General features: G+C 47.6%; 10 protein-coding genes. 9 read left to right on the top strand and 1 reads right to left on the bottom strand.

Annotated features, from left to right (window positions below; genetic code table 11):
- Position 1: 1 nt before the first annotated feature.
- The 4 genes from priA to E4N65_RS04305 all read left to right on the top strand — a co-directional run bounded on the left by priA (position 2) and on the right by E4N65_RS04305 (position 4,846).
- Complete coding sequence (gene priA / locus E4N65_RS04290; protein WP_044012816.1) at positions 2-1,999, top strand: replication restart helicase PriA; 1,998 nt, start codon at positions 2-4, stop codon at positions 1,997-1,999.
- A 74-nt stretch (positions 2,000-2,073) separates the two neighbouring features.
- Positions 2,074-2,970, top strand: a complete 897-nt coding sequence (locus E4N65_RS04295; RefSeq protein WP_052185434.1) for a type I phosphomannose isomerase catalytic subunit — start codon at positions 2,074-2,076, stop codon at positions 2,968-2,970.
- 238 nt (positions 2,971-3,208) lie between these two features.
- Positions 3,209-4,312: an endonuclease/exonuclease/phosphatase family protein gene (locus E4N65_RS04300; protein ID WP_044012812.1), complete on the top strand. Its 1,104-nt coding sequence runs from the start codon at positions 3,209-3,211 to the stop codon at positions 4,310-4,312.
- A 168-nt stretch (positions 4,313-4,480) separates the two neighbouring features.
- A complete protein-coding gene (locus tag E4N65_RS04305) occupies positions 4,481-4,846 on the top strand; it encodes a VOC family protein (protein ID WP_044012809.1) in 366 nt (121 codons plus the stop codon).
- Positions 4,847-5,047: 201 nt separating this feature from the next.
- Here the strand turns inward: E4N65_RS04305 and E4N65_RS04310 are convergent, their stop codons facing one another.
- The gene (locus E4N65_RS04310; RefSeq protein WP_044012807.1) at positions 5,048-5,800 is read right to left on the bottom strand and encodes a HEAT repeat domain-containing protein; all 753 of its coding nucleotides are present in this window, start codon (positions 5,798-5,800) and stop codon (positions 5,048-5,050) included.
- Between the two features lie 243 nt (positions 5,801-6,043).
- On the opposite strand from E4N65_RS04310, the gene E4N65_RS04315 reads away from it, so the two are divergent.
- From E4N65_RS04315 to tgt, 5 genes are all read left to right on the top strand, one after another.
- Entirely contained in the window at positions 6,044-6,691 is a 648-nt protein-coding gene (locus E4N65_RS04315; RefSeq protein WP_044012804.1) for a redox-sensing transcriptional repressor Rex, read from the top strand.
- Between the two features lie 73 nt (positions 6,692-6,764).
- Positions 6,765-7,808 carry a class I SAM-dependent methyltransferase gene (locus tag E4N65_RS04320; protein WP_044012801.1) on the top strand — a complete coding sequence of 348 codons (1,044 nt, stop codon included), beginning with the start codon at positions 6,765-6,767 and terminating at the stop codon, positions 7,806-7,808.
- Between the two features lie 115 nt (positions 7,809-7,923).
- A complete protein-coding gene (locus E4N65_RS04325; RefSeq protein ID WP_044012798.1) occupies positions 7,924-9,546 on the top strand; it encodes an ATP-binding protein in 1,623 nt (540 codons plus the stop codon).
- A 34-nt stretch (positions 9,547-9,580) separates the two neighbouring features.
- The gene (locus E4N65_RS04330) at positions 9,581-11,635 is read left to right on the top strand and encodes a hypothetical protein (RefSeq protein ID WP_253674199.1); all 2,055 of its coding nucleotides are present in this window, start codon (positions 9,581-9,583) and stop codon (positions 11,633-11,635) included.
- 1 nt (position 11,636) lies between these two features.
- Positions 11,637-12,770: a tRNA guanosine(34) transglycosylase Tgt gene (tgt, locus tag E4N65_RS04335; protein WP_044012792.1), complete on the top strand. Its 1,134-nt coding sequence runs from the start codon at positions 11,637-11,639 to the stop codon at positions 12,768-12,770.
- Positions 12,771-12,841 lie beyond the last annotated feature (71 nt).

A 12,841-nucleotide genomic window follows, 5' to 3' on the forward strand; every position in this document is an offset into this window, starting at 1 on the left:
TATGGCGCAGTGGCTTGAGCTTGTCTTTAAGCTTCCTTTATATCAATCATTTTTTTACCGGAATGCCGCTGCGGACGGGCAACAATCCTTGGCTGGCAGGCGGGCGGCGGTTCGATTCGGCTCGCGCAAGCTCGTCGGTTTTATTGTTGCGGAATATGAAACGCTGCCCAAGAGCTGCCCCTTTGCGGAAGCCGACATAAAGCCGATCGACCGCATCATCGATGCGGAACCGCTTTTCACCGATGAGCAGGCGGCGCTCGCCCGTTGGATGTCCCGCTTTTATATCTGCGCCGAGGGGATTGCGCTTTCCGCAATGCTGCCCTCCGGCAAACGTGAAGCGGGGGAGCTGAATACCGACGGGATCGAATTCGCCGGAACCGATTTTTCCGCCTCGGCACTTACGCTTTCGGAAGAACAACGCTTCGCCGTAGAAGCAATTTCCGACTGCACCGGCGGCGAGTTCTTCTATGTGTACGGCATTACCGGTTCCGGTAAAACCGAAGTCTTTTTACAGGCCGCTTCTCGTGTGCTTGCTGCCGGAAAATCGGTTATCTACCTTGTGCCCGAAATTACGCTGAGCCATCAGGTTGCGGAAACCGTCAAAAAGCGTTTCGGCGACCGCTGCGCGGTGCTCCATTCGGGACTAACCGGCAGCAAGCGGCTTGCGGAATGGCGGCGTATTGCGCGGGGCGAGGCGCGGATTGTCGTCGGAGTACGCAGCGCCATATTTGCCCCCGTCCGTGATTTGGGACTCATCATCATCGACGAGGAACACGACGGTTCGTATAAGTCGGGTTTTGCGCCCCGCTACCACGCGCGGCAGGTTGCGATGTACCTCTGCAAAAAACACGGTTGTCCGCTGGTGATGGGTTCGGCAACGCCGTCGGTAGAGGCATGGCATTTGATGAAAACCGGCGCAATCCGTACTCTGCGGCTGAGCGAGCGGCTTTCCGGCGGGGCGCTGCCCCATATCCGCATCGAATCGCTGTTGCATACGGCCGGAGCGTTAAGCACTGCGCTGATCGATGAAATGCGCCGCACCAAAACCCAGGGGGAACAGACCATTCTCTTTTTGAACCGCCGAGGCTTTTCTCATTTCTTTAAGTGTAAGAACTGCGGACACGAGCTCTTGTGTAAAAACTGTTCGGTGCCGCTCACTTTTCATAAAAGCGAGGGGCTGATGAAGTGCCACTACTGCGGATGGACGGCAAAGCCGCCGAGTGCCTGCCCCGAATGCGGCTCCATCGAGGCGGGCTATACGAGCATCGGCACGGAATATATTGAAGAACAGGTGCGGAAAACCTTCCCCGACTGTACCGTTCAGCGTATCGATACCGACGTTCTGCAAAAAAACAAGCAGGCGGTTCACATCTTAAATAACTTTCGGGACGGCACTATCGATATTTTACTCGGTACGCAGATGATTGCCAAAGGCTTAAACTTTCCCGGCGTGCGGCTGGTTGGAATTGCGCTTGCCGATACCGGCTTGCAGATGCCCGATTTTAGAGCTGCCGAGCGCACTTTTTCGCTCATCATGCAGGTAGCGGGCAGGGCAGGGCGGTATGTTCCGGATGGGGAGGTTATCATTCAAACCTATAATCCCTATCATCCTGCAATTGTCTGTGCGCAGCACAACGATGTGGAAGGTTTTTATACGCAGGAGCTGCAGCAGCGGCAGGCGTTGGAATTTCCGCCCTTTGCCCGTCTTATCCGGCTGGTGTTCCGTAGTAAAGATCAACACAAAGCGGAAGAAGCCGCTTTCGGCGCACGGGAGCTTTTACCGCAGCTGTTTCCGCCGGATGCTGCGGAAGGCATAGAAATACTTGGCCCGTCCGACTGTATGCTTTCACTTGTAGCGGGCAATCACCGGATGCAGCTGCTGTTGCGCGCCGAAACGCTCGCACCGATGCAAAAAGCCGTCTACCGGTTTATCACCGAATACAAAGCAGCTGTGGGTGTGTATATCGAAACGGATGTCGATCCTGTCAGTTTATTGTGATGGTGTCATCTGTAAAAATTCAGATATAGTTTTTTAGAGGTGCCTCTGTATGATATGCAGTTGAGAGGTATGATATGCAGCAGAATATAACGATGTTTAAAACACAGCCTTTTGTTTCCGAAAAGGTTTGGGGATATGAGCGGTGGATTGTTTCCGTTCATCCGGCGGGGCAGTCTATTGTAGATGATACAACGCCGCAGATAGGCGGAACACCGCTTGACGCTATCGTCGGCGCTTCGTATCCGCTTTTGATTAAGATTATTCAGGCGAACGAAACGCTTTCGGTGCAGGTACATCCCGACGATGACTATGCGCGCCTCCATGAACACAGCGCCGGTAAAACCGAATGTTGGTATGTGTTCGATGCAGTACCCGATGCAAAGATTATTTACGGATTGCAGAAGGATTACCGCCGCAGCGAGCTGGAAACGGCCATTCGGGATAATACGATTGAGCACTGTCTCCGCTCCGTTCCCGTCTCGAAGGGAGATTTTATCTTTATCCCTGCCGGAACCGTCCATGCGATACAAGGCGGCTTGCGGCTTTTAGAGGTGCAGCAGTCAAGCGATATAACCTACCGGCTCTATGACTGGGGGCGTCCCCGTGAGGTGCATGTACAAAAAGGGCTTGATGTATTGCGGTACTTACCTGAGTCGGCGCTGACACCGGAACATCCTTTTAGCGGGAAATCGGTGTGTCCGTATTTTAGGCTTGAAAAAAAAGATTTTCCCGTTGCGGGGACTCTTTCGTTTTCGGCATTTGATACCCCTGCTGCAAAAACGGGATGGTGCAGCCTCTTTATCATCGCCGGAAGCGGTACGCTTGAAATTGCGGAAAACGGCATACTTGAAACTGCCGGAGCTCCATCCTTGCAGGTAAAGGCTGAGGACTGTATTATGGTGCGTCGGGAATCTACCGTTTCGGTTATTCCAAATCAAGGCTCGCCTCTTTCGATTATGCTGATGGGGTAGTAGCAATTGAACGGATGCATCGTATAACCGGCAAGGAATCCCATCTTGTATCAGGATAACTGCATTAAAAATATTTTCCGCGGGGTTACTAAAAAAACGGCCTGATGCATTTACCCCGATAAAACAATGTTGACAGAATGAATATCAAAGTTGATAATCATTGTTAAGAAAAAAAGAGAAGTTCGCCGGTTAATCGATGTCGGTAAAAATCGGCAGCTTCATGTAAAGGACGGTCTATATGAAAATGTTTTGGGTACGAATGAGTCTTTTGGCATTAAAGGTGATCGGCGGAATTGTAGGTGTTGCTGCCCTATTGTTCATAATTTTATTACTGTTTATTACAATAACTGAGTATCGCCCTGACGCTCAAGAGCCTGCTGAAGTCATAGGAGAAGCTGCCCTTACGAAAGAAACCGTTGCGTTTGGAAAACCGATCGATATTGTCAGTTGGAATATCGGCTATTGCGGACTTGGTGCTGGACAGGATTTCTTTATGGATGGCGGTACTATGGTACGCCCTTCGGGCAAAAAAGAGGTGGAAGAAAACCTTGCCGGAGTTATCGAGACGCTGAAACGATATCCTTCTGATTTTTATTTTATTCAAGAAATGGATAAGTCCTCAAAGCGTTCTTATTATATCGATCAAACGGCGGCACTTGCTGACTCGCTCGGTACAGCGCTTACCTATACCTATAATTTTAAGGTCTCGTATGTTCCGTATCCTCTTCCTCCAATCGGGAAGGTAGCGAGCGGAGTCGGCCTGTTTACGCGGTATCCCTTTACGAACACCTATCGTTTTGCGTTGCCGGTGCCGTTCAAGTGGCCGGTCAGAACGGTTAATTTAAAACGCTGTATGCTGATAACCCGTTTCCCGCTCGAATCGGGTAGGGAGTTGGTAACCGCGGTATTGCATCTGGAAGCGTACGATGACGGAGAAGGCAAAATTGCTCAAACCAATGCGCTTATCGATTTTATCCGTGCCGAATATGAGGCAGGTAACTACGTCATCGCGGGCGGTGATTTTAACCAAACCTTCCCGGGCACACAGGCTCGTTATCCTCTTTACGATGAGTTTTGGAGGCCGGGCGCAATCAGCGGAGGTTCATTGCCGGAGGGGTGGCAGTTTGCCGTCGATGACAGGGTTCCTTCATGCCGTCTTAACAATGCACCGTATACGCCTGCGCTTACCGACGAAAATATCCGTAACAAGTGGCCGTACTACGTTATTGACGGCTTTATCGTTTCTCCGAATATCTCTGTTGTGTCGGTCGAGACACTCGACGAATCCTTCCGCTATGCCGACCATAATCCGGTAAAGCTGCGTGTCGTCTTGAATCCCTAATGCCGTAGAGAGGACGGGGTATTAAAGGGTATCCCAAAAATAAGATTTTGGGATATCCCCTAAACTATCCTCATAGATAAATATCTTTCTTTTGCAAAATTGCCCATTGTCGGGTATACTATAGGTATTGCAGATGCAGGAATACTGCTATTTGCCAAGGAGTAAAAGATGCAGATGAATAGTGTGGTTATTAGAACCGACAACATGGAAAAATCATTGCAGTTTTATGAGAAAGTGCTCGGGCTCACCTTCGAGTCTATGATGTCTGCTGCACCGGGTAAGCAGATTGCCTTTTTGTATGATCCTAAATCGAATGGCCGTTTGGAACTGATCCATAACGATCGTTCAAAGGTAAAAAAGGAAAACTCTATTTCGTTGACATTCACTGTGAATCAGATTGGTGAGACGGAAAAATACCTCCGCTCTAAAGATGTCCGGATTATCATGGAGCCGCGAACGGTAAAGGATGGTAAAAAGATATTAACAGCAGTCGATCCCAATGGAATCGAAATAGATTTTATTGAAGCTAAATAAACAGAAGGATATCTCTAAAAACCAAAGTTTTTCGAGATGCCCCGATGTTCTGAAAGATTTTCATAAAAAAAGCGTTGTAAAGTATTTACAACGCTTTTTTTATAGCAAGTTACCGGCGATTACAGCCGGATTCAATCCCCTTTGTTCGGCGTAAAGCACGGGGTATTCACTCATCCGGCTGAATCAATAGACCAATAGAAATTACTTATTCTTTTTTTGATCCGTATTGGAGTTGGAACTTGAAATGGTGCGCATTACTTCGTAGGCTCTGGTTCTTACCGGAGTTACATAGTTATAGTTATTTGCAATACGCATTACCGTCTCAAACATTTCCTTTTTGTTTATAATTGAGCCGGACATCTTTTCGAAGGTATTCAGGATTTCAAGCGCGAGCGAACTTGTCGGATTAACCGTATCGAATTTGCGGGCAATCCAGTTAATCATATTGAATACTTCATCATTGTCATTTTTACCGATTTCGCCGAGCGATTTTACCGCTGCTGTGATAACGGAGGGTTCATTATCGGTGTACATAACCGTAATCAATGAATCCTTTGCCTTGTCGGTACCCATTTGTCCGAGCAGCTCACATGCACGGCGTCTTATTTCCGGATAATTGTTTACTACCCTGCCGTCTTCTCTCACAACGGTTGAAAGCCCTTCGGTTGCTAACGTACTTAACGCTACCTGAATTTCTTCCGATTGGCGGCCTTCATTCAATGCCTCTTCGATATACTGTAAGGCAACCCGTTTTGAATCGCGCCCTTCAGCGGCAACCATTTCTTTAATCATAACGCCTTCAATTGAATTGAGGTATGCCTGTTCGACGGTAATCATACCGTCGGATTCGCTGTTCTTATCATTTTTCTTTGCAGCGTCTTTATTTTGCGCGCAGATAAGCGGAGCAGTAAGCAGGCTTAAAGCCAGTGATAGTATCAATAATTTGTGCCGCATGGTAACGACCCCCTTCCTTTGTTCAAAGTTGGTATTTACTAGAATACCAACTTATTGTCAGTTATTTTTTTGCAAGTGTCAAGAGGCCGATTGTTTTCGATTTTCGGATTCCAATATATTTGATAACCGCCGGCAATTTTACACGATAATTATTACCGCTTGACCTTTCATTCTTTTACTTATATCATAAAAGAGGATTGTAAAACTATTGATCCTTGAGTTTCAACAAGTAAGGTGAGTCGAATGAAAAAGTTAAAGATACCTGCAGTGCCGTCAATCAGAAGATTACCGTCCTATTTGCATATAGTAAAGCAAGCCCAATCCGATGGATACCCCTATATTTCCGGTACCGTTATTGCTGAAGAGCTGCACCTTGAACCGATCCAAGTACGGAAAGATTTAGCTATTACAGGCATTATCGGTAAGCCGAAGAAAGGATATCCGGTTGAAGATCTCATTTCAGCTATCGAGCATTTTCTTCGCTGGGATACCTTGCAAAAAGCGATTCTTATCGGAGCAGGGAATCTTGGTACCGCGCTCACCGGATATCAGGGATTTAGAGATCACGGGTTGGAAATCTGTGCGGCTTTTGACAGTGACAAAAGTAAGATCGGAAAAAAAATTCATGGTATTCCGATTTTTGCAATGAATAAATTGACCGAAGAAATTAACACTTTGCATCCTGCCTTAGCAATTTTAACTGCACCTTCACCCAGCGCACAGGCGATTGCCGATCAATTGGTAGAAGCAGGTATTGACGCAATCTGGAATTTTACGAATGTTAAAATCAAAGTACCCGATAACGTCCTTGTTCAACAGGAAGATCTTACTTCAGGCTATGCGCTTTTAGGCGTTATGATGAATACCCGTATTCAGCAAGCAAGCGAATAGCTTAGTTGATTTAAAATTTACGTATATGGGACTTTAAGGAGTATATGCGTTAAAGTCCCGTAGTAAAACTGCTATGAACTCTTCCGAATATTCTCAACAGGCGGCTCTTTTTTATAACCGCCTCGTAAAACGGTATAAGCATTTAAAAAAATATGCACGGCGATTAAACCTCTTTGCCTATCGGCTGTATGATAGGGATATTCCCGAAATTCCCGTTGCCGTTGATCTCTATATTGAAGATACAACCGGAGTGCTGTTCGCCGTGCTTACCGAGTATGAACGGCAGGTCTATAGGCACGAAGATAAAAATGTTGCTTCTCTTTCGGAGCTGGCGGAAGCGTTATGTACTGCTTTACAGATTCCTTCGGAGCAAGTATATGAAAAATGCCGAAAGCGGCAGCGCGGTGAAGCTCAATATGAAAAGATTGCGGACAGCGGAAAGCGGATTATCGTGCGGGAAGGTAAGTGCCGCTTCTTTGTCAATATATCCGATTATCTCGATACCGGTTTATTTCTTGATCACCGTCCGGCTCGGCTTGCCGTTGCCGACAGTGCTGCCGGTAAGTCCGTGTTGAATCTTTTTTGCTATACTGCTTCTTTTTCTATCCATGCGCTGGTAAACGGAGCGCGGCGGGTTTGTTCGGTTGACTTGTCAAAAAACTATTTGCAATGGGCGGCTGAAAATGCTCAGCTGAATGGGGTCGCCGATTCCGAACGCTGCCGGTTTGTGCAAAGCGATGTCCGTCTTTTTCTGGAGCAGGCTGCAAAACGGAAAGAACGGTGGGATATTATCATCTGCGACCCGCCGACATTTTCCAATTCAAAACGTGCGCCCCAATTCTTCGATGTGAATCGGCATTGGCAGGATTTAATCCGCAGTTGCTGTCAGGTATTGGCGGCGGAAGGCATTTTATACTTTTCGACCAATTCACGAACGTTGCGTTTTGACACGGCGGAACTTTCGGATAGACCGGATCGCAGCATGGGAGAGGATAAGTTTATTTACAACAATACGCTCTTCACCGTGCAGGACATCAGCGCACAATCGATACCGGAAGATTTTCGGAATAAAAAAATTCACCGGTTGTGGAAGATAAGCCACAGTACGCCCTTTTGAAAATATACGGTGTATCACTGTATTTTATTTCTAAAAACCTCAGTTTTTTAGAGATGCCTAGTTGGTGGTTTACATCGAAATTGCCTGACCGGACAAATCCTGTTATACTTACTCCATGAACTTTCCACGAAAATTGCCGATCGGCGTACAGAGTTTTAAGGTATTACGGAATGACCGTTATCTCTATGTAGATAAGACGAAGTATATCACTCAATTAGTAACAAGCAGTCGTGTTTATTTTCTCAGCCGTCCGCGGAGATTTGGCAAGAGTTTGTTCCTTTCGACATTATCTGCATACTTTCTTGGAAAAAAAGAGTTATTCAAAGACTTATACCTTGAAACAGCTGAAGAGGAACTTGCTTTACAAGAAAATCGATCTGCATGGCAGGAATATCCTGTTCTGTATTTTGACTTTAATATCGGAAAATACACGGATAGCGGTGCCTTAAATGAGCGGCTGAATGTTATGTTATCTGAAGCAGAGGTTTTATACGGTATTTCGATATCGAAAGAAGCACAACCGTTTTTTGCTTCACGCTTTGAAAAACTCTTGAAAGGCGCATACCTGCAAACCGGTAAGCAAGTAGTCATTCTTGTTGACGAATACGATAAGCCCCTCTTACAAACGATGGGCGTAAATGAGGCCTTGAATGAAGATTACCGCAATACCCTCAAGGCATTTTATTCGGTTATTAAAACCTGCGATGAATATATCCGCTTTGCCTTTTTAATCGGTGTTACTAAATTCAGTAAGATTAGTATTTTCAGTGATTTGAACAATCTTCGGGATATATCGCTGGAAGAAGACTATGCCGGCATTTGCGGTATAAGTCAGACAGAACTTGAAGCAAACTTCCAGCCGGATATACAAACACTCGCAATGCGGCAGAACATTGACTATCCGGAGGTATTGACAGCCTTAAAGCAGTGGTACGACGGTTACCTGTTCCATCCCGCAGGAGAGGGAATGTATAATCCCTATAGCCTTTTGAGTGCTTTTGTGAAAAAAGAAATCAAAAGCTACTGGTTCAATACGGGAACACCGACTTTTTTAGTCAATTACCTCAAAGAAGCTCACTATTATATCCCCGACTTGGATGGAAATGTTGAGCTGGATGAAGAAGGCTTGCAAACGTATCGAGCTATTGCACAGGATACCTTACCAATTCTGTTTCAAGCGGGATATTTAACCATCAAGGAATATATAAAAGATTTACGGTTGTATCGGTTGGGCTTTCCGAATGATGAGGTTCGGTACGGCTTTTTGAATAATCTTTTACCTGCATATTCTGATGTACCGTTCGGCCAAACAGGGGTATGGGTTGGGCGGTTTGTACAAGACATCCGCAAGGGTGATGTGAATAGCTTTATGGAACGGATGCAGTCGCTTATTGCCGGTATCTCGTATGACAACTTTAGCAGTAAAGAGCTGAAATTGCGGGAGCAAAACTACCAGACAGCGGTATACCTTATTTTTAAACTGATGGGGCAGTTTGTACAGACGGAAGAGCATTGCTCTAAAGGCAGAATAGACTGCATAGTGCATACAGCGGACAATGTTTATCTTTTTGAGTTTAAGCTGAGTGGCAACGGCACTGCGGAAGATGTACTCGAGCAAATCAAAGAGAATGCCTACGCCGCACAGTATAAGACGGATGGAAAAAAGATTGTATTGATCGGTGCGGGATTTGATGAAGTAACACGAACGATTAGAGACTGGAAAGTAGAACAGCTATGATACAAACTCAATCCTGTTTTTCGTGGTGGAGAATATGTTTGAAAATATGAGTCCGATAATACTACATCAGATAAACGGAGCGGCGTATTGCTGTCTTGCTTCGGGGATGGAGCCGCGTGCTTTTGCGCATTCGGCTGTTACCGATTATCTTCACGACGCCTGTTTGCGTATCGCCTCTGACGGGACGGTGCAGGAGTTTTATCTTAACGAAACCGTTACGTTTTTTAATACGGAAAAAGGACGGGATGAAGTTGGGATTGTGTTGCTGCTGCAGGAAGCGCAACCGCTTATCGGTTTGGCTTGTCTCGATACGGATGCTGCTGCCGGTGCGTTCCGTGATCCGCAGGCGCTTCTTCGTGCAGAGGCTGTATTACGAAAGTTATACCGGCTTTTTTCTTACCTTATCGCAGCGTATAAACGAGGCGCAGTCAGCGAAGCTTTTTTCCGAGCAGCTATGTCTGCCCCCTTGTGTTTGCTGGCGGAGAGAGGAACGGACGGTGGCGCTCAAGACCTTATCGTGCTTCCGCCTCGATTAGTACTCCGCTGCGTTACTGCCGAAACCGCGGTGGCGCTCCGCTTCCATTATCCATGGGTACATCCCGATGCGGAACGAGTGCCTCTTAACGATGCTGCGTCCTTTTTCTTAGCAACGCTCAGCTATGCCTGTATAACCGGAGCGCCGCCTTTTAACAGTGCCGCCGTCCCGTTTGCAGCGGTAGACGGGGATGACTTTTGCGCCAACGGTGCGGTGGAACAGCTTGTGCAGAATATACGGGACGGCATTTATGTGCCGGTTGAACTCCGCTGTCCGGCGCTGTGTCCGCAGTTTGCGCGGCTTATCGATGACGGGTTATCGGCAGCTGCGGGGCAGGGGAGTGCTAAAACTACGGGCCGGCATGGTAGTGCCAAATCCGCCGCATATAAGAGCCTCGGTCTTGAAAAAACTACGGGCAGCGATATAATGCCTAACTGCCGTACCGCGCCGCTACTGCCGTTTGTAGAACAGCTCTGCAGCTGTTGCGATGAATCGCTGCCGTTCTTCACCGGTATACAGGTAGACGAAGTACCGGCGAAGCAGCCGAACACGCAGAAGGCCGGTATGCAGGAGCAAGCGGCGCCAATCGAAGAGGCTGAGGTACAGGCAGCTGAGGATTCAGCACAACAGCAGGCGGCGCTCAATGCTTTTATTCAAAAGGCGCGGAAGCGCATCAGCCGAAAACGCTTTGTTAGACGGAATTCCGGCAAAATTGCGGCAGCGGCGGTACTGTGTGTCGCGCTTATTGTCGTAATGGCAGCGGTGGTAGTGCATCTCCGTAAACCGCCTGAGACGGCAGGTATGTCAGCGGAAGCGGTAATACGCGGTTTTTATACCGCCGTCGGAACACTCGATCAAACGATAATCGGCGCTTATACCAAAAACAAAGCCGCTGCCTTATACGACGGTCTGATGGTGCATTTGTATGTAACCGGCAAAACACGCGAGGCCTACGAGCGCAAAAAGATTTATTACACGCCTCAGGAGTTCTTCAACCTCTGTGAATCTGCGCGGAGTGCCGATGTCGTACCTGCTGCTGATACCGTACCTGCTGCCGATGCGGCAACGGGGAGCAATGTCGCCGGAAGTCAGGTTGCGAGTGCTCCACCGGAGCAGGAACGGGAGCACGATATGGAAGCGCACCTCATTCACTATAAAAAAGCGGTTATCAAATTGCTGGGCGGAGGTTCCATCTACGGTATTTCCGGCTTAGAGATTGTTCCTGCTGCCCAGACCGGGTGGTTTGACGTGAGGTTTTATCACTGGCTGCCGATTTTTTCATCGGAAGAAGCTGAGGCGGTGGCACAGGCTATGGAAAAAGCGCTTGAAGCTCCTGTAAGCGCGTCCGATGCGGAGCTTTCGGAGCGGGGTGCTTTTCCCGTACAGGTACTCTATAAGCATGACAGGGTACAAGTCATATCGGTTAAAGGCAGCTTTTTTATCGGGGTAATCGAATCGGCGGAAAGTACGGTTGCCGCCGATTCCAGTGATGCATTGCTCGAAGATTGTGCGTTACCGCCTGCCAACAGGCCGGCCTATTTAAAAGGATTGTAATATGAGAGAACGAAAAAATATCTATACGCTTTTACATCAGGATGCAGGTTTAGCTGCCCGCACGGGAGTGATACGCCTGCCTCACGGTACGGTGCAAACCCCCGCCTTTATGCCGGTGGGAACGGCGGCGACGGTAAAGGGTATAACCAAGGATGATTTACACGAAATAGGTTTTGAAATCATTTTAGCGAATACCTATCACCTCTTTTTGCGGCCGGGTATGGACGTTATCAAGCAGGCGGGCGGGCTGCACGGGTTTTCCGGCTGGAATAAAAACTTTTTGACGGATTCAGGCGGATTTCAGGTATTCTCGCTGTCTCAACTACGGAAAATTAAGGAAGAAGGCGTAACATTTCAGAGCCATATCGATGGCAGCAGGCAGTTTTTAAGCCCCGAAATCGCGGTACAGGTGCAGGCCGCCTTTAACAGCGACATTCAAATGCAGCTCGATATCTGTTCCCCCTACGGTATTCCCAAAAAGGAAACCGAAAAAGCGCTGACACTGACAACTGCGTGGATGCATCGGGCGGTGCGGGAATGGGATCAAACGGAAGGGTACGAGGGAAGCCTTTTCCCGATTATACAAGGCGGTTTTTTTGAAGATCTCCGTATCAGAAGTATCGAATCGATTATGGAATGTGATCCGCACGGTATCGCAATCGGCGGTCTTTCCGTCGGCGAGCCTGAGGAAGTGTACAAGGAATTTTTGGCCTTTACCGCCGCGCATGTTCCCAAACATAAACCGCTCTATGTGATGGGTATCGGCACCCCCGATTATATTTTAGAGGCGGTAAAGAACGGCGTTGATATTTTTGACTGCGTGCTTCCGTCGCGGAATGCGCGGAACGGAAACTTGTTTACTCGTACCGGGCCCATCTCAATTAAAAAGAAAGAATATGAATACGATTTCGGCCCGATCGATCCGAGCTGCTCCTGCAAGGTATGCCGGAATTACAGCCGCGCGTATCTGCGGCACCTGTTCCGCTGTAAGGAAATTCTGTATTCGATGCTTGCAACCTACCATAACTTAGCATTCCTCCATCGAATGGTTGCCGAAATCAGGGATGCAATTACCGCAGACCGTTTTTCGGAATACTACCGCAGCTTCCTTAAAGATTATTACGGACGGGCTTGAGAGCCTGTGAACAATTAAATCGATACCGATTGTTATATTTTACCGCTTATGTTAAAATGCGCAGATTTATG

This window comes from Treponema sp. OMZ 855 (genome assembly GCF_024181145.1).
Taxonomy (GTDB): Bacteria; Spirochaetota; Spirochaetia; order Treponematales; family Treponemataceae; genus Treponema.